Annotated in this window: 19 protein-coding genes; 11 read left to right on the top strand and 8 right to left on the bottom strand. The window is 72.7% G+C overall.

What is annotated here, in order from left to right:
- The 4 genes from ACH4FX_RS18820 to ACH4FX_RS18805 form a co-directional block, all read right to left on the bottom strand.
- Entirely contained in the window at positions 1-639 is a 639-nt protein-coding gene (locus ACH4FX_RS18820; RefSeq protein WP_398480259.1) for a PH domain-containing protein, read from the bottom strand.
- A 78-nt stretch (positions 640-717) separates the two neighbouring features.
- Complete coding sequence (locus tag ACH4FX_RS18815) at positions 718-1,365, bottom strand: class F sortase (RefSeq protein WP_398480509.1); 648 nt, start codon at positions 1,363-1,365, stop codon at positions 718-720.
- A complete protein-coding gene (locus ACH4FX_RS18810) occupies positions 1,362-2,468 on the bottom strand; it encodes a hypothetical protein (protein WP_398480257.1) in 1,107 nt (368 codons plus the stop codon). The genes ACH4FX_RS18815 and ACH4FX_RS18810 overlap by 4 nt, the downstream gene beginning before the upstream one ends.
- Positions 2,469-2,751: 283 nt before the next feature.
- On the bottom strand, positions 2,752-3,690 hold the full coding sequence (locus ACH4FX_RS18805; RefSeq protein WP_398480255.1) for a hypothetical protein: 939 nt from the start codon (positions 3,688-3,690) through the stop codon (positions 2,752-2,754).
- 290 nt (positions 3,691-3,980) lie between these two features.
- Here ACH4FX_RS18805 and deoC point away from each other — a divergent pair, with 290 nt between their 5' ends.
- The 3 genes from deoC to ACH4FX_RS18790 are packed head-to-tail and all read left to right on the top strand — an operon-like array spanning position 3,981 to position 7,286.
- Positions 3,981-4,976, top strand: a complete 996-nt coding sequence (gene deoC / locus ACH4FX_RS18800) for a deoxyribose-phosphate aldolase (RefSeq protein ID WP_398480507.1) — start codon at positions 3,981-3,983, stop codon at positions 4,974-4,976.
- A gap of 2 nt (positions 4,977-4,978) precedes the next feature.
- The gene (locus ACH4FX_RS18795) at positions 4,979-6,409 is read left to right on the top strand and encodes an aldehyde dehydrogenase family protein (RefSeq protein ID WP_398480253.1); all 1,431 of its coding nucleotides are present in this window, start codon (positions 4,979-4,981) and stop codon (positions 6,407-6,409) included.
- Complete coding sequence (locus ACH4FX_RS18790) at positions 6,402-7,286, top strand: aldehyde dehydrogenase family protein (RefSeq protein WP_398480251.1); 885 nt, start codon at positions 6,402-6,404, stop codon at positions 7,284-7,286. Before ACH4FX_RS18795 ends, ACH4FX_RS18790 begins: the two co-directional genes overlap by 8 nt.
- A gap of 103 nt (positions 7,287-7,389) precedes the next feature.
- Here the strand turns inward: ACH4FX_RS18790 and ACH4FX_RS18785 are convergent, their stop codons facing one another.
- Positions 7,390-7,794 carry a hypothetical protein gene (locus ACH4FX_RS18785; RefSeq protein ID WP_398480249.1) on the bottom strand — a complete coding sequence of 135 codons (405 nt, stop codon included), beginning with the start codon at positions 7,792-7,794 and terminating at the stop codon, positions 7,390-7,392.
- A gap of 137 nt (positions 7,795-7,931) precedes the next feature.
- Here ACH4FX_RS18785 and ACH4FX_RS18780 point away from each other — a divergent pair, with 137 nt between their 5' ends.
- On the top strand, positions 7,932-8,594 hold the full coding sequence (locus tag ACH4FX_RS18780) for a uridine kinase (protein WP_398480247.1): 663 nt from the start codon (positions 7,932-7,934) through the stop codon (positions 8,592-8,594).
- A gap of 153 nt (positions 8,595-8,747) precedes the next feature.
- On the opposite strand, the gene ACH4FX_RS18775 is transcribed toward ACH4FX_RS18780, so the two are convergent.
- Positions 8,748-9,545 carry a SigE family RNA polymerase sigma factor gene (locus ACH4FX_RS18775; protein ID WP_398480245.1) on the bottom strand — a complete coding sequence of 266 codons (798 nt, stop codon included), beginning with the start codon at positions 9,543-9,545 and terminating at the stop codon, positions 8,748-8,750.
- Positions 9,546-9,731: 186 nt separating this feature from the next.
- Between ACH4FX_RS18775 and afsQ1 the strand changes: the two genes are divergently transcribed.
- The 6 genes from afsQ1 to ACH4FX_RS18745 all read left to right on the top strand — a co-directional run bounded on the left by afsQ1 (position 9,732) and on the right by ACH4FX_RS18745 (position 14,662).
- On the top strand, positions 9,732-10,409 hold the full coding sequence (gene afsQ1 / locus ACH4FX_RS18770; RefSeq protein WP_004571966.1) for a two-component system response regulator AfsQ1: 678 nt from the start codon (positions 9,732-9,734) through the stop codon (positions 10,407-10,409).
- A complete protein-coding gene (locus ACH4FX_RS18765) occupies positions 10,406-12,364 on the top strand; it encodes an ATP-binding protein (RefSeq protein WP_398480243.1) in 1,959 nt (652 codons plus the stop codon). The genes afsQ1 and ACH4FX_RS18765 overlap by 4 nt, the downstream gene beginning before the upstream one ends.
- Positions 12,361-13,074 (top strand): hypothetical protein, encoded by a 714-nt coding sequence (locus tag ACH4FX_RS18760; RefSeq protein WP_398480241.1) that lies wholly within the window; start codon positions 12,361-12,363, stop codon positions 13,072-13,074. The genes ACH4FX_RS18765 and ACH4FX_RS18760 overlap by 4 nt, the downstream gene beginning before the upstream one ends.
- A gap of 178 nt (positions 13,075-13,252) precedes the next feature.
- The gene (locus tag ACH4FX_RS18755; protein ID WP_398480239.1) at positions 13,253-13,642 is read left to right on the top strand and encodes an SH3 domain-containing protein; all 390 of its coding nucleotides are present in this window, start codon (positions 13,253-13,255) and stop codon (positions 13,640-13,642) included.
- A 250-nt stretch (positions 13,643-13,892) separates the two neighbouring features.
- Complete coding sequence (locus ACH4FX_RS18750; protein ID WP_398480238.1) at positions 13,893-14,405, top strand: VanZ family protein; 513 nt, start codon at positions 13,893-13,895, stop codon at positions 14,403-14,405.
- Between the two features lie 50 nt (positions 14,406-14,455).
- On the top strand, positions 14,456-14,662 hold the full coding sequence (locus ACH4FX_RS18745; protein ID WP_398480236.1) for a PspC domain-containing protein: 207 nt from the start codon (positions 14,456-14,458) through the stop codon (positions 14,660-14,662).
- A gap of 108 nt (positions 14,663-14,770) precedes the next feature.
- On the opposite strand, the gene ACH4FX_RS18740 is transcribed toward ACH4FX_RS18745, so the two are convergent.
- Positions 14,771-15,043: a hypothetical protein gene (locus ACH4FX_RS18740; protein WP_398480234.1), complete on the bottom strand. Its 273-nt coding sequence runs from the start codon at positions 15,041-15,043 to the stop codon at positions 14,771-14,773.
- Between the two features lie 139 nt (positions 15,044-15,182).
- A complete protein-coding gene (locus ACH4FX_RS18735; protein WP_398480232.1) occupies positions 15,183-16,343 on the bottom strand; it encodes an adenosine deaminase in 1,161 nt (386 codons plus the stop codon).
- Between the two features lie 103 nt (positions 16,344-16,446).
- Here ACH4FX_RS18735 and ACH4FX_RS18730 point away from each other — a divergent pair, with 103 nt between their 5' ends.
- Entirely contained in the window at positions 16,447-17,214 is a 768-nt protein-coding gene (locus ACH4FX_RS18730; RefSeq protein WP_398480230.1) for an alpha/beta hydrolase, read from the top strand.
- Positions 17,215-17,224 lie beyond the last annotated feature (10 nt).

Raw genomic sequence — 17,224 nt, 5'->3', positions numbered from 1 at the left:
TCAGAGCGCGATCAGCACCGCCAGCGCCACCGCTCCCACCACGCACGGCACGATCACCTCGTACGCCCACTTCACCACCGGCGTGCCCTGCGCGCCCTCCCGCTTGGCGCCCCGCTCCTGGAGCTCCCGCAGTTCGTCGAGCGACCGGTCGGCCGTGGCCCGCGCCACCACCGGCTCCTGTTCGACGGCCTCGGTCGGGTGCAGCCCGAACCGGCTGCGGGCCGGACGGCCGCCGCGCGCCGCCTGCCGGTTGGCCTTCTTGCGCTGCCGCAGCGACACCGGGATGGACCAGAGCTGGTACTTCGCGCCGTCCGTCGTGAAGACCTCGCTGGAGAACGACGCCCGCAGATCCTCGACCGCCGCCCAGGGAAGCGTGATCGTACGGAACGGATTGCGCACCACGAGCCGGTCGGTGCCCGCGCGCACCAGCGGGCGCAGCGTGAAGGCGGTCACCAGCGGCACCGCGAACAGCAGCCCGGCCACGGCCAGCAGCTTGGTGTGCGCCGCGCCGCGCACCAGCGCGTCGCCGCCCAGCCAGGCGGCGAGCGCGAGCAGCAGGACCCCGCCGGCGAGGGCGGCGGGCGAGCGGTAGCTGCGGTCCGCGTACTGCTGCGGGGAGGACTGTTCCGGGCTCGTCATGCTGCCGATTGTGCCTGAGCGTCCGGATGCCGGACATTGCGTTACGGCATCATTCGTACGCCGCGGCGCGGCCGGGCCTCAGGCCGCCACCAGATCGGCGTAGATCACGATGTTGTCCGGCCGGTGGCCGTCGACCAGGGCGCCGCCGCAGGTCACCAGGCGCAGCTCGGGCCGGTCGGTGTCGCCGTAGACCCGCCGGGTGGGGAAGTCCTTCTTGTCCACCTGCTGGAGCGCGCGGACGGCGAAGACCGCGGTCCGGCCGTCCGCCCGGTCTACATAGATCTTGTCCCCGACCCCGATGCGGCCGACGTCCTTCAGCACGGCCGGGCCGTCGACGGTGTCGTAGTGGCCGATGAGGACGGCGGGACCGGTCTCGCCGGGGGTGACGCCCTGGTCGTACCAGCCGATGCGGCCGGCCTGCCGCACGGACGGCACCTCGACCGTGCCGTCGGCGGCCAGGCCCAGGTCGAGGACCGGGCCGGTGTTCACACCCGCGGCCGGGATGCGGACGCGGACGGGCCGGGCGGCGGGCAGCGCGGCCGGTGCCGGGGCGCGCGGGCCCGTGGTGGGGGCGCTGGTGTTCGCGACGTGGACGGCCGGTGCCGGGGCGGGGGCACCGCGGGCCAGCACGCCCCGGAGGATCAGCGCGCCGCCGAACGCGAGGAGGAGCAGGCAGGCGGCCCCCAGCAGACGGTTCGACCGGCGCCCCGCGGGGCGCCGGTTCAGCACTCCGCGCCCTCGGACTGCCGGCGGCGGCGGACCGCGAAGGCGACGCCCGCGGCACCGGCCGCGGCGAACGCGCCGCCCGCCGCGAACAGCGGAGTGGTGTCCGGCGTCTCCGGCGCGTCGTAACCGGCGGCCACGGCGCCCTTGGGCAGCGCCTTGGTCTGGGCGCCGGCCGGGGCGGCCTGCGAGCCGGTGGCGGCCGTGCCCTTGCTCTCGGCGGCCTTCACGGTGTGCGCACCACCGACGGCACCGCCCTTGCCGGGCTTCGCCACCGGCGCGCAGCCCTTGGGCAGCGCGGGGAAGTTGGCGAGACCGGTCGGGTAGCTGCCGCCCTGCATCGTGAAGCGGAACGTGGGGTGGGCACTGTACGGACTGACGATCTTCGCGCCGAAGCGGGTCAGGGTCGGGTGCGTACGGTCGAGGAAGGCGCCCGGCACCGCGTTGCCCGGACCGTCCTCGAAGGTCACCCCGGGGCCCTTGGAGCTGTTGGTCAGGGCGGCGAGGGTGCCGCCGCCGATGGCCACGCGGCGGGTGACGGAACAGCTCTTGCGGCGGTCGGAGGCGGTACCGCCGGGCTTGTGGGCGGTCTGCGCGGCCTCCTTGCCGCCCTGACCGCGCTTGCCGGTCTCCTTACCGGTCCCCTTGCCGCCGGTGGACGGCGCGCCGGACTTCGGCAGCGGGTACGTCCTCGCCAGGCTGCCGCCGCCGACGTGCAGCGTCGGCGACGCGCCCGAGATGCCCGACAGGCGCAGGTGCAGGCCCTTGATCCGCGCGGACGGGTGGGCACGGTCGAGGAGGCCGAGCACCCGGACCATGTACCAGTCGCCGGCCTTCCACCGCGGGCCGACGTAACGGATCCACGCCTCGGGGCCGCCGTCCGAGGGCACGTTGCGCAGTACCGCCACCATGCCCTTGCCGATGTAGACCGGCTGCCCCGCGTAACGGCCGGCGCCGTCGGAGACGGGCTTCGCGCCGGCGGCCGGCACGGCGGTCGCGGGCGTGGCGGCGAAGGCGCCGGAGGCGGAGCCGAACAGGGCGGCGCCCAGTGCGGCGGACGCGACGGCGGTGCGGAGGGTGCGGCGGCGTGCGGTCAGTACGGTCATGGGTGACCCCCGTTGAATGGTCGGTCGTTCGGCGACGAGACCACATCCGCCGTCCTCTACTGGTGGAGCCGGAAGGTGCTGCGGTCGGTGCGGCATTCCAAAAGGTAGGGGACGGCTGTGACAGACCGTCCGTGGTTGTGTAACGGCCACCTCACAGAAGTTCATCACTCCTGGGGGCGGCTGTTACAGAGGGCTTCCCGCGTGTACGGGAAGCGGCCCGCCGGGGACCGGCGGGCCGGTCGAACTGCGTTATGGGGGACGCTGTTCCGGCGTGGGGGCCGGCTCAGCGCGCGACGTGCGAGGTGACGCCGCCATCGGTCTCCAGTACGGCCCACAGGGAGCCGGCCTTGATCGCCGAGCGGAACTTCCTGTCGCCGTGGACCTCCATCGTGCCGAGGGTACGCCCGTCCCCGCCGACGAGAACCGCCCGGTAGTGCTGATCACCGAGTTCGGTCACCCGGACGACGGTCCTGCCGTCGGCGAGCGTTTCGTTGTGCGGGCCGGTCGGGCGGGTCTTCGCGAACCAGGAGGCCACCTCGCCCTTCGCGGAGAGCGCGGTGATCATCCCGTTGAGGTTGCCGGCCACGTAGGGCTCGGCGGGGGTCGCTTCGAGGGAGCCGAACGACCGTCCGTCGTCGAAGAAACCTTCCGCCCGGTAGTGGCCGGGGCCCATCCGGTAGACCTTGGCGACGGAACCGCCGTCCGCCAGTGCCACCGTACGGACGTGGGTGCCCTCGCCCTGAGCCGCCCAGCGGACCGGACAGCCCTTGGGCAGCGCGGGGAAGTCGTGGGTGTGGGCAAAGGCGGCCCCGCCCGCCGGACGGCGCTGCCACAGCTTGGCCCGGCCGCTCTCCAGGTCGGTGAGCTTGAGTCCGGCCTCCTCGTTGAGGGGGTGGTGGTAGTTCACACCCCCGTAGGGGATATCGCCGTCCCTGGTGAGGAGGTTGCCGTCCTTGTCTTTCAGGACGGCCTGCGGCCCCTCGGGCCCGTTCTCGGGGATCGGCCGGTTGATGATCTCCACGTACGCGCCCTCGACGGGCAGGAGCGAGTGGACCTTCTCGGTGACCGTGCACCGCGCGACATCGGCAGGCGTCGGCCCCCCGCCCTTCGCCGGACCGGCGGCGAACGCGCCGGACACCGGTCCGAGGGCGGCGGCGGACACGGCGGCGCAGACGGCCGCGGTGCGCAGGATCGTACGGTGGCGCGGGACTGATGCAGACATGCGGGAACTCCAATGCGGGCTGGTCGTGCCGGACTGGATGAACGAAGACATCGCATGCCGCCTCCCGGACGGGTGGGGCCGTGAGGTCTGGCGGTGGCGGTGGGACGTAACGTACGGATGGTCTTTGACCGCCGAATCGCCGTTGTGTAACGGACGCGCCGCGGAAGGGCGACTGCCCGGTATCACCCGGCACCGCCGGAAAACCGGAGTTGTCCCCACCCTCGCACCAACCCGGCTCCGCGAAGGGGATGACATGCAGCTACGCGCGTAGATATGCTCCCCTCGTGACCATGCCCACCACTGTTCCCGCATACGGCAAGGAAGCCGCGGGGCGTCTGGCGTCGATGGCGGACGTGACCGCTTCCGACGGTGCGCTGCGCCGCTTCCTGCACGGCCTCCCGGGCGTCGACGCGGTCGGCCTCCAGGCCCGCGCCGCGACCCTCGGCACCCGCTCGATCAAGACCACGGCGAAGGCGTACGCCATCGATCTCGCCATCTCGATGATCGACCTGACGACGCTCGAAGGAGCGGACACCCCGGGCAAGGTCCGGGCCCTGTGCGCCAAGGGGATCCACCCCGACCCCCTCGACCGCACCACCCCCAAGGTCGCCGCGATCTGCGTCTACCCCGACATGGTGGCGACCGCCAAGGAGGCCCTGACCGGCTCCGGCATCCACGTCGCCTCCGTCGCCACCGCCTTCCCGGCGGGGCGGGCCGCGCTGCCCGTGAAGCTGGCCGACACCCGTGACGCGGTCGCGGCCGGCGCCGACGAGATCGACATGGTGATCGACCGCGGCGCCTTCCTGTCCGGCCGGTACATGTCCGTCTTCGAGGAGATCAAGCAGGTCAAGGAGGCGTGCCGCCGCGAGGACGGCTCGTCCGCGCACCTGAAGGTCATCTTCGAGACCGGCGAGCTCCAGACGTACGACAACGTGCGCCGGGTCTCCTGGCTCGCGATGCTGGCGGGCGCCGACTTCATCAAGACCTCGACCGGCAAGGTCGCGGTCAACGCCACCCCGCCGGTGACCCTGCTGATGCTCGAAGCGGTCCGCGACTTCCACGCCGCGACCGGGGTACAGGTCGGTGTGAAGCCGGCCGGCGGCATCCGTACGACCAAGGACGCGCTCAAGTACCTGGTCATGGTCAACGAGACGCTGGGCGAGGAGTGGCTGACCGCGGACTGGTTCCGCTTCGGCGCCTCCAGCCTGCTCAACGACCTGCTGATGCAGCGCCAGAAGCTCGGCACCGGCCGCTACTCCGGCCCCGACTACGTCACGGTGGACTGACCATGACCTTCGCATACGCACCGGCGCCCGAGTCGCGCGCCGTCGTCGACATCGCGCCGTCCTACGGCCTGTTCATCGACGGCGAGTTCACCGAGGCCGCCGACGGCAAGGTCTTCAAGACCGTCTCGCCCGCGAACGAGGAGGCGCTCTCCGAGGTCGCGCAGGCGGGCTCCGAGGACGTGGACCGCGCCGTCAAGGCCGCCCGCAAGGCGTTCGAGAAGTGGTCGGCGCTGCCCGGCGCCGAGCGCGCCAAGTACCTCTTCCGCATCGCCCGCCTCATCCAGGAGCGCTCCCGCGAGCTGGCCGTCCTGGAGTCGCTGGACAACGGCAAGCCGATCCGCGAGTCCCGCGACTCGGACCTGCCGCTGGTCGCCGCGCACTTCTTCTACTACGCGGGCTGGGCCGACAAGCTGGGCCACGCCGGCTACGGCGCGAACCCCCGCCCGCTCGGCGTGGCCGGCCAGGTCATCCCGTGGAACTTCCCGCTGCTGATGCTGGCGTGGAAGATCGCCCCGGCGCTGGCCTGCGGCAACACCGTCGTCCTCAAGCCCGCCGAGACCACCCCGCTGTCCGCGCTGTTCTTCGCGGACATCTGCCGCCAGGCGGGCCTGCCGAAGGGTGTCGTGAACATCCTCACCGGTGACGGCTCGACCGGCGCCGGGCTGGTCGCGCACCCGGATGTGAACAAGGTCGCCTTCACCGGCTCGACCGAGGTCGGCAAGGCCATCGCCCGTACCGTCGCCGGTACGGACAAGAAGCTCACCCTGGAGCTGGGCGGCAAGGCCGCGAACATCGTCTTCGACGACGCGCCGATCGACCAGGCCGTCGAGGGCATCGTCAACGGCATCTTCTTCAACCAGGGCCACGTGTGCTGCGCGGGCTCGCGCCTGCTGGTGCAGGAGTCCGTCGAGGAAGAGCTGCTGGACGCGCTCAAGCGCCGGATGAGCACGCTGCGCGTCGGCGACCCGCTGGACAAGAACACCGACATCGGCGCGATCAACTCGGCCGAGCAGCTGGCCCGCATCACGGCGCTGGCCGACGCGGGAGAGTCCGAGGGCGCCGAGCGCTGGGCCCCGGCCTGCGAACTGCCCGACGCGGGCTACTGGTTCGCGCCCACGCTGTTCACCGGCGTCACCCAGGCCCACCGCATCGCCCAGGAGGAGATCTTCGGGCCGGTGCTGTCGGTGCTGACCTTCCGTACGCCGGAAGAGGCGGTCGCCAAGGCCAACAACACCCCGTACGGGCTGTCGGCGGGCGTCTGGACGGAGAAGGGTTCGCGCATCCTGTGGATGGCGAACAAGCTCCGGGCGGGCATCGTCTGGTCCAACACGTTCAACAAGTTCGACCCGGCCTCGCCGTTCGGCGGTTACAAGGAGTCGGGCTTCGGCCGCGAGGGCGGCCGGCACGGTCTGGAGGCGTACCTCGATGTCTGATCGCTTGAGCGTTCTCAAGACCTACAAGCTGTACGTCGGGGGCAAGTTCCCCCGGTCCGAGAGCGGGCGGGTGTACGAGGTGTCGGACTCCAAGGGCAACTGGCTCGCCAACGCGCCTCTGTCGTCCCGCAAGGACGCCCGGGACGCGGTCGTCGCGGCCCGCAAGGCGTTCGGCGGCTGGTCCGGCGCCACGGCCTACAACCGCGGCCAGATCCTCTACCGCGTCGCGGAGATGCTGGAGGGCCGCCGCGAGCAGTTCGCCGCGGAGGTCGCCGACGCCGAGGGCCTGTCGAAGGCCAAGGCCGCGGCGCAGGTGGACGCGGCGATCGACCGCTGGGTCTGGTACGCGGGCTGGTCCGACAAGGTCGCCCAGATCGCGGGCGCCGCGAACCCGGTGGCCGGGCCGTACTTCAACCTGTCGTCGCCGGAGCCGACCGGTGTGGTCGCCGTGCTGGCGCCGCAGGAGTCGTCGTTCCTCGGGCTGGTCTCGGTGATCGCCCCGGTGATCGTCACGGGCAACACGGCCGTGGTCGTCACGAGCGAGAGGTCGCCGCTGCCCGCGCTGTCGCTGGGCGAGGTGCTGGCCACCTCCGACCTGCCCGGCGGCGTGGTCAACATCCTGTCCGGGCGCGTCAACGAGCTGGGCGGGCCGCTGGCCGCGCACCAAGACGTGAACGCGATCGACCTGGCGGGCGCCGCGGCCGACGCGGAGCTGGTCAAGGCGCTGGAGACGGCCGCGGCCGACAACCTCAAGCGCGTCCTGCGTCCACAGGCTGTGGACGGCTCCTCCGGCACCGACTGGACCGCCGACCCGGGTACGGAGCGGCTGCTGGCCTTCCTGGAGACCAAGACCGTCTGGCACCCGATGGGGGTCTGACCCTCCGCCCCCGCAGGCGCCCGCGCCCGCGGAGCACGCTTCCGCCCGCCCCCGTCCGTCCACGGGGGCGGGCGGTTCGCGTCCCGCTCCGTATCCGGCCCGCTCAACCGGGCAGCAGGTCCGCGGCCTTGGCGGTCAGCGGCAGGTCCTCCAGCGCGCCCCCGCGGGCGATCGGGTCCGTCACGATGCCGGTGGTCAGCGGCTTGAAGTCGGCGACCTGGGTGCCGATCTTGTTGGTCAGCGGATCGGCGGCGGTGCCCGCCAGCGGGTCCAGCTTGAGGCTCTTGACCGGCCCGACACCGCCCGCCAGGGAGTGCGACAGCGCGCCCGTCAGCGCCCGGCCGGTCTTCTCGATGTCACTGGCGCGGCCGGGCGCCACGCCCGCCGCCCCCGCCGGTGCCGCACCGGCCGCCGCGAACGCCGCACCGGCCGCGGTGAGCGCCAGCCCGGCGCGCAGGACGCCGCGCGGGGCGCGGCGCCGGTGCCTGGGTCGTGCATGAGAGGCCATGTGCCACCTGCCTGTGCATCGCAAAGTAAATGATTGAGTAATCGAACGATTGCGAAGCGTAGTTGAGGGACGCCCGGGCGTTCCAGCGACCGCGCTCCCGGTAACCCGCACGGCCCAATGCGCGACAATGGCTCCCCGTGAGCCTCCACTCCCGCACCCGGCCCGCCGCCCGGGTCGTCCTGCTGACCGGCCCCTCCGGCTCCGGCAAGTCGTCCCTCGCCGCCCGTACCGGCCTGCCCGTCCTCCGCCTCGACGACTTCTACAAGGAGGGCACGGACCCGACACTGCCGCGGCTGCCCGGCGGGGCCACCGACTGGGACTCCCCGCTGTCGTGGGACGCGGGCGCCGCCGTCGCCGCGATCGACGCGCTGTGCCGTACGGGACGTACGGCCGTGCCGGTGTACGACATCGCCGCCAGCGCCCGGACCGGAGAAACGGTTCTGGACCGGGGTGCGGCGCCGCTGTTCATCGCGGAGGGCATCTTCGCCGCGGACATCGTGGAGCACTGCCGCACGGCCGGGCTGCTGGCCGACGCGCTGTGCCTGCGCGGCCGTCCCGTCACGACGTTCCGCCGCCGGCTGGTCCGCGACCTGCGCGAGGGCCGCAAACCGGTGCCGGTCCTGCTGCGCCGCGGGCTGCGGCTGCTGCGCGCCGAGCGCGGCATCGTCGCCCGGCACACCGGGCTGGGCGCCCACCCGTGCGCCAAGCCGGAGGCGCTGGCGCGCATCGCGGCGGCGCGGACCGCGGACACCGGGGCGGCCGACCGGGCCGTCGCCGGTCCCGCGGAGATCCGTGCCTGAGTGAGCCGGGGCCCGCCGCGCGCACCGGGCGACGGCGGGCCGGAAACGGCGAAGGAGCGGATTCGCGCCGTACCCCCCGGCCGGCCGAACCCGCTCCTCATCCCCCCGTTTCCCCCGTGCTCCCCCCTCGGTTCCCCCGTTCTTCCCCGCCCCTCAGGCCACCAGCTCGCCGAAGGACTCCTGCTCGTCACGGCCGAGGCTGAGCGCCTCGTCCTCGCGCAGCCGGCGCAGCGAGCGCCAGATGCTGGACTTGACCGTGCCGACACTGATGTCGAGGATGTCCGCGATCTCCGGGTCCGTGCGGCCCTCGTAGTAGCGCAGCACCAGCATCGTGCGCTGTGTCTCGGGCAGCCGGGCCAGCGCCTGCCACAGCACCGCGCGCAATTCCGTGCCGCGCATCGCGTCCGTGTCCCCGGCCGTCTCCGGCAGCTCCTCGGTCGGGTACTCGTTCAGCTTGCGGCGGCGCCACGCGCTGATGTGCAGGTTGGTCATGGTGCGGCGCAGATAGCCGCCCAGCGCCGCCTTGTCGCTGATCCGGTCCCACGCCCGGTAGGTCGAGAACAGCGCGCTCTGCAGCAGGTCCTCGGCCTCGAAGCGGTCACCGGTCAGGTGGTAGGCGGTGGCGTACAGGGAAGCGCGGCGCTCCTGGACGTAGGCGGTGAACGCCGCGGCGGCGTCCCCCGTCTCCTCCGCCTGCGACGCGGCGCGCCGTTCCCCCGTACCTTCCCTGTACGCCGTCCCCCCCGCGGAACCACCGTCTCCCCCGTCGGTTCCGCGCCCCCCGTCGCGCTGCGTCATCGCGTCGATCGCGATCATGTACGGAATGCGATGACGCCCGGTGCCGCGAGCGCACCCCCGCCCGCCCACGGCACCGGACTTCTCTGCGGTCCGGCCGATGTCGTGCAGACGCGTGACGACTGCGCTGGTCGTGGTGCTGTGCAGTGTGTTCATCGCGCGCCCCCCGTCGGTAGACCCTGCTTGCTTCGGTTCGTGATGGGGAAAAGCTTGCCGGAGCAGTTTCATGACGCTGTCCGCCGTCTGTCACAGCCCTGTCACAGGGGGAGGGGCGACGTGCGGGCAGCGCGCCAGGACCGCGCAGGTCGAAGTCGTGGTCCCCCATGGGCCAGAATGGCCGACGTGCCTTTCCTGTTGCTGATCGAGGACGACGACGCCATCCGCACGGCCCTCGAGCTCTCGCTGTCGCGCCAGGGTCACCGGGTGGTGACCGCGGCGACGGGCGAGGACGGCCTGAAGCTGCTGCGCGAGCAGCGCCCGGACCTGATCGTGCTGGACGTGATGCTGCCGGGCATCGACGGTTTCGAGGTGTGCCGGCGGATCAGGCGTACGGACCAGCTGCCGATCATCCTGCTGACCGCGCGCAACGACGACATCGACGTGGTGGTCGGGCTGGAATCGGGCGCGGACGACTACGTGGTCAAGCCGGTGCAGGGCCGGGTGCTGGACGCCCGGATCCGGGCCGTGCTGCGGCGCGGGGAGCGCGAGTCCAACGACGCGGCGACGTTCGGTTCGCTGGTCATCGACCGCTCGGCGATGACGGTCACCAAGAACGGCGAGGACCTGCAACTGACACCCACCGAGCTGCGGTTGCTGCTGGAGCTCAGCCGCCGCCCCGGGCAGGCGCTGTCCCGGCAGCAGCTGCTGCGGCTGGTGTGGGAGCACGACTACCTCGGCGACTCGCGGCTGGTGGACGCGTGCGTGCAGCGGCTGCGCGCGAAGGTGGAGGACGTACCGTCCTCACCGACCCTGATCCGCACGGTCCGCGGAGTCGGCTACCGGCTGGACACCCCGCAGTGACGAAGCGCTCGACCGGTCCGGCCCCGGACCGTACGGACACCCGCGCGGGCGGACACGGCGCGGACGGTACGGACCCGCGGGCGGCCGACGGCACCGCCGACGAGGGCGCGCACGAGCAGGAGCGGCCCTCGCTGCTCGTGCGGTGCGTGCGGGCGCTCGGCCTGCTGCGCTGGACCAGCCTGCGGCTGCGGCTGGTCTTCGTCTTCGCGCTGGTCGCACTGACCGCGGCGGTCTCCGCCTCCGGCATCGCGTACTGGCTCAACCGCAACACCGTGCTGGACCGCACCCAGAACTCCGCCCTCAACGACTTCCGCAAGTCGCTGGAGGACAGCACCCGTTCGCTGCCGCTGCGCCCGCGGTGCGCGGAGCTGGAGGACGCCGCGCGGCAGATGGCGGGCGGGCCGCAGGGCTACGCCGTGCTGCTCGTCGCGCAGGGCGCCGACGGCCGGCAGTGCGTCGCCTCCACCGACAAGGACCTCTTCACGCTCAAGACGGTGCCCAGGTCGCTCCAGACGGCGGTCAACGAGAAGCGCGCCGTCGACGAGGGCAACCGCACGCCGTACCACATGTACTGGCAGCGCAAGGAGCTCCAGGACACCCCGTACCTGGTCGCCGGGGCCCGGATGAACGGCGGCGGCCCGACCGGCTACATGCTCAAGTCGCTGGCCACCGAGCGGCAGGATCTCAACTCGCTGGCCTGGTCGCTGGGGATCGCCACCGCGCTGGCCCTGGTCGGCTCGGCGCTGCTGGCGCAGGCCGCCGCGACCACCGTGCTGCGGCCCGTGCAGCGGCTGGGCCACGCGGCCCGGCAGCTGGGCGAGGGGCGGCTGGACACCCGGCTGCGGGTGACCGGCACCGATGAACTCGCCGACCTCTCCCGCACCTTCAACCGCACCGCCGAGCGGCTGGAGCAGCGGGTGGCGGAGCTGAGCGGGCGGGAGGCGGCCTCCCGGCGGTTCGTCGCCGACATGTCGCACGAGCTGCGTACGCCGCTGACCGCGATCACCGCGGTCACCGAGGTGCTGGAGGAAGAGGAGGACGCCCTCGACCCGATGATCGCGCCCGCGGTGAAGCTGGTGGTCAGCGAGACCCGGCGGCTGAACGACCTGGTGGAGAACCTGATGGAGGTCACCCGCTTCGACGCGGGGACGGCGCGGCTGGTGCAGGACGACGTGGACGTCGCGGACCAGGTGACCGCGTGCATCGACGCGCGGGCCTGGCTGGACGCGGTGGAGCTGGACGCCGAGCGCGGCATCGTGGCCCGCCTGGACCCGCGCCGCCTCGACGTCATCCTCGCCAACCTCATCGGCAACGCGCTCAAGCACGGCGGCTCGCCGGTCCGGGTCTCGGTGCGCACCGAGACCACGCCGGACGGCGAGGACCTGCTGATCCGGGTACGGGACCACGGGCCGGGCATCCCGCAGGAGGTCCTGCCGCACGTCTTCGACCGGTTCTACAAGGCGAGCGCGTCCCGGCCGCGGTCGGAGGGCAGCGGTCTGGGCCTGTCGATCGCCCTGGAGAACGCGCACATCCACGGCGGCGAGATCACGGCCGCGAACTCTCCGGAGGGCGGGGCGGTCTTCACCCTGCGGCTGCCGGTGGGGACCGGGGGATCGGCGGAGGACGGACAGGACGGGCAGAGGGAGCAGCGGGACGGCGGCCGGGAGGAGGCCCGGGACGAGGCTCGCGGGGAGGCCCGGGACGGGGCCCGTGAGGGCTCCCGGGACAGTGGCGGAGCGGGAGCCGGGGCCGGTTCCGGAGCGGATGCCGCGCCGGGCGCCGAGGGCCGTACCGAGGGTGCGGCGCCGGACTCCGGGAACGGCCCGGACACCGGCCCCCGACCGGACACCGGAACCGCCCCGGACACCGGAACCGCCCCGGGCACCGGAACCGCTCCGGACACCCGGTCCGACGGCACCGGTCCGCGCGGCACGGAAGGCGGTGACGGCCGATGACCTGGCCGATGCGGCTGCGGCGTACCCGGACCCCGGCCTGCGCCCCGAACCCGGCCGGTGTTCCGCTGCCGTCCGACGCTCCGGTGCCGGCCGGCGTCCGGGCCGCGTCCCGGTCCCGGGCCGTCGCGCTGACCGCCGTGGCGCTGGCCGCCCTCGCCCCGGCGCTCGCGGGCTGCGGCATCCGCGGTACGTCCGTGCCGGTCGACGCCGGGGGCGCGCCCTCCCGGGTCAGCTGCAAGGTTCCTGCGGGCTCGGTGGCCCCGGCCCAGCCCGACAGCGCCCCGGTCGGCGTGTACCTGGTGTGCAGCTCGACGCTGGCGCCCGTGGAGCGGACCGTGACGTATCCGAAGCAGCAGCCCGCCGGCCGTGTCCAGGCCGCCCGCGCCCTGCTGGACGAGCTCCAGGAGCAGCCGAGTCCCGTCGAGGAGGAGGCCGGGTTCAGTACGGCGGTGCCCGAGGACCTGGAGGTGTCCGGGCCGCGCGCGGGCGACCCGCAGGCCGCGCTGCGGCTGAGCATGCGGCCGGAGGACCTGCCGTCCTTCGCGCTCGCCCAGCTCGCCTGCACGTTCGGTGAAAGCGGCGCTCTGGGCCGCACGCACGCCGCGGTGCTGGGCGGCCCCGGCGACCGCGCCCCGCAGCGTTACACCTGCTCGGCGGAGGTACGCGCCCATCCGGAGAGCCTGCAGAGCGCCCCCGCCCCAGCGGACTGACGCCCGCGTGAGGGCGGCGGGCCGGGCCTCGCACCGGAGACATGTACGGAATCAGCACGTCCGTGGCGACTTTTGGCCAAGAGTCCCGGGAGCCCCGTGCTTCCCGCTTTTACACGGCATGCTCAGGGCTACGCGGGCAGCCGTTCGAGGCGCCCACTCGTCAACAAGGGGGAACCCGATGAGTGCACCGACGAAGCGGGTCCGACTGATATCGGCCGTTGCCACACCGCTGCTCCTGGCGGGTGCCGCGCTCACCGCGACGGCACCGGCGGCCAGCGCCGCGCCCACCGGTGCGGACGCCTGTACCCACCCGAGCTGGTCGAACAAATCCCCCGGCAAGGGCACCGCCAAGGGCAGCAGCGCCAAGGTCCGCACCGGCCCCAGCGAGGACTGCGGGGTGACCGCCACGGTCGGTACGGACGTCGTTCTCCAGTACCACTGCTGGGTGAAGAACTCCGCGGGCAACAAGTGGACGCACGTCCGGATCGACGGCACCCAGATCAACGGCTGGGTCTACAACGGGAATCTGTCCGACGGCGGCTCCGTACACCCGGACAACAAGTGCTGAACTGACCCGAACCGCCCCGCCCGGGACCGGGCTGCACGGAACAGGCTCGGGAGCGTCGCGCACGCTCCCGAGCCTGTGTGCGTACGGGCTGGGTGGGGTGCGGCCTTCCCCTGGCTCTGAAACCGCCACCGCTCCTCGATGGGTCCCCGGCCTTCGTCATGACGCGGGCTCTTACGGAACCACTGCCGCCGGTCGGCGCGTCCTGGCCTGTGTGCAGGGTCATGGCCGCGGCGGTTCCGCCGCCCTCCGTATGCGCGCCGCGGGAGCCGTCCTCCTGGTGGCGCATCTGCTGATCGTCGGCTGGCTGACGCTGCGCCCCCGTACGGTCCCGTGGGTGCCCGCCGCGAACTTCCGCCCGCTGGCGACGATCCGCGCCGAGCTGGCGCACGGCCCGTGGGAGGCCGTGCAGAGCCTCGGGGGCGCGGTGCTGCTGCTGGCGCCGCTGGGCATCCTGCTGCCGATGGCAGCCGGTCGCCTTAACGTTTCTCCGCTGGGTTCGCTCGCCCGTACGGCCTTCACCGGCGCGATGGTCTCGCTGGCCATCGAGCTGCTCCAGGCCGGGGTGCCCGGCCGCGTACCGGACGTGGACATGGTGCTGCTGAACACCACCGGGGTGGTACTCGCGCACCTGCTGGTCGTACCAGGGTCCCGGTCACGGCTCCGCCGCAGGGAGGAGCTACCCGCCCGCCCGGCCCCCACCATGACCAGGGTCGGTATCGCACCGCAGGCCGACGCCCTGTCGGGTTCCCGCACCTACCTTTGAGACATCGGGGCAGACAGCTCCGATTCCCGGTCGACGAGGAGTCGAGAACCATGGCCGCCGCACTGGTCCGCCCCCGCAACAACAGGATGATCGCCGGAGTGTGCGCGGGCCTGGCCCGGCGCTTCGGCACCACCCCCGCGACGATGCGAGTGATCTTCCTGCTCTCGTGTCTGCTGCCCGGCCCGCAGTTCCTGCTCTACCTGGGCCTGTGGCTGTTCATCCCCTCGGAGAAGAACGCCGACCGCACCGCCTGGTGACCGGGCGCCGCCGCGCGCCGCGACCGCGGGGACCACACATGGCCGTGCCCCGGACCGTACTGCGCGTACGGTCCGGGGCACGGCCATTCCCGCTCCGGGACGGGCCGGTCAGCCGAGGGCCGGCAGGGCCTTGGTGATACCGCCGGCGGGCAGGCCGCCGAGCAGGTTGCCCTTGTTGTTGGCCTTCAGCCCCTGGTGGCCGTCCTGGTCGCCGGTGATGCCCTTGGCGGTCTCCTCGACCGGCAGGCTGTGCAGCGCGCCGGCGACGTCGGCCGGTGCCGTCTCGGCCGGCGTGGCGGCGGAGGCGGAGCCGGCCGCGGTGGCGGCGAAGGCGACGCCGAGGGCCGCGGCACCGAGAGACGTGATGGTTCCCTGCTTCATGGAAATACATCCTTGTGATGGGAGTTTGACCGGCACCGGAATCTAGTGACGCCACCGACACGCCGCAAACACCCGGCACAAGAAGAAACGACCGGCGCTTGACACGCCGGCCGTTCTTCCTTTGCCGCATTCGTCCCCGTTACTCGGAGCGATATTCGCTGATCACCGCGGGCACGGTGTCCACCTGCTGGAACAGCCATTCGGAGCGCAGTTCGGCGTAACCCGGCTTGATGACATCGTTGATCATCGCCAGGCGCTCATCGAAAGGAATGAACGCGCTCTTCATCGCATTGACGGTGAACCACTGCATGTCGTCGAGCGTGTAGCGGAACGTCTCCACCAGGTGCTCGAATTCACGGGACATGCTGGTCCCGCTCATCAGGCGGTTGTCGGTGTTGACGGTCAGCCGGAACTGGAGCCGGCGCAGCAGCCCGATCGGGTGCTCCGCGTACGAGGTGGCGGCGCCGGTCTGGAGGTTGGAGGTGGGGCACATCTCCAGCGGGATGCGCTTGTCCCGTACGTAGGAGGCGAGGCGGCCCAGCTTCACCGAGCCGTCGTCGGCCACCTCCATGTCGTCGGTGATGCGCACACCGTGGCCCAGGCGGTCGGCGCCGCACCACTGGAGCGCCTGCCAGATCGACGGCAGGCCGAACGCCTCGCCCGCGTGGATGGTGAAGTGGTTGTTCTCCCGCTTGAGGTACTCGAACGCGTCGAGGTGGCGGGTGGGCGGGAAGCCGGCCTCGGCGCCCGCGATGTCGAAGCCGACGACGCCCAGGTCGCGGTAGCGGTTGGCCAGTTCGGCGATCTCCAGGGCGCGGGCCGCGTGCCGCATCGCGGTCAGCAGCGCGCCGACGCGGATGCGGTGGCCGGCCGCGCGGGCCCGCCGTTCGCCCTCGCGGAAGCCCTCGTTGACCGCCTCGACGACCTCTTCGAGGCTCAGGCCCTTCTCCAGGTGCTGCTCGGGCGCGTACCGCACCTCGGCGTACACCACGCCGTCGGCCGCGAGGTCCTCGGCGCACTCGGCGGCCACCCGCTTGAGGGCGTCGCGGGTCTGCATGACGGCACAGGTGTGCGCGAAGGTCTCCAGGTAGCGCTCCAGCGAACCGGAGTCGGCGGCCTCGCGGAACCAGACGCCGAGCTTGTCGGGGTCGGTCTCGGGCAGCCCCGCGTACCCCGTCTCACGGGCCAGCTCGACGACGGTGGCGGGGCGCAGGCCACCGTCGAGGTGGTCGTGCAGCAGCACCTTGGGCGCGCGGCGGATCTGGTCGCCGGTCGGAAGATTGGTGGTCTCGCTCGTCATCTCGGCACTGTAGCCCCTACGCGCGTAGAACTTCACGAACGATATCCAACGGTGACCCGTACACGGGGTGGCCCGCGGGCCGCCGTCTGCCATCGTTTCGGTCATGGCTCAGCAAGCGTTGCCGGTGCGCGGTGCCCGGCTGGGGAAACCGCTGGGAGCGGCCGGGGCGGGACGGGCGGTGTGCGGCGTCGCCCTGCTACTGCCCGATGGCGGCCCGACGGGGACCCGGCGGCCCTCTCCCCTGTCCACTCTGGCGGCCCGTCCGCTGGCCGCCCGGCTGGCGCGGGCGGGGCGGTCCGAGGGCCTGGCGGCCCACGTCGTGCACTACCGCTGCCGCGGCTGGAACGGCGCGGCGGCCCATCCGGCGGCGGACACCGCCTGGGCGCTGGAGGAGGTGGTGCGGCGGTACGGCGACGTGCCGGTCTGCCTGGTCGGTACGGGTATGGGCGCGCGCGCCGCCCTGCACGCCGCGGGCCACCCGGCGGTCGGCTCCGTACTGGCGCTGGCCCCGTGGATTCCCGACCTGGGCCCGGAGGAGAGCGACGCCGTCCCGGTGAAGCAGCTCGCCGGCCGGCAGGTGCTGCTCGTGCACGGCACGAACGACGAGCGGACCGACCCCGAGCTCTCCTACCGCTACGCGGAGCGCGCGAAGAAGATCAACCGTGCTGTCTGCCGCTTCGAGGTGCACTCGGACGGCCACTCCCTGCACCAGCACCGCTCCGAAGTCCTGGCGCTGGCCGCCGACTTCGTACTGGGCTCGCTGTTCGCCCACGCGTACGCCCGGCCGGTGGCGGACGCGCTGGCGGCGCCGCCGCCGCTGGGGCTGCGGATGCCGCTGGCGTCCGGCTTCGGGGAGTCGCTCAGGCATTGAGGACCCGGCA

Source organism: Streptomyces sp. NPDC018019 (assembly GCF_044327805.1).
Lineage (GTDB): Bacteria > Actinomycetota > Actinomycetes > Streptomycetales > Streptomycetaceae > Streptomyces.
This window is presented reverse-complemented; position numbering and strand designations above follow the sequence as displayed.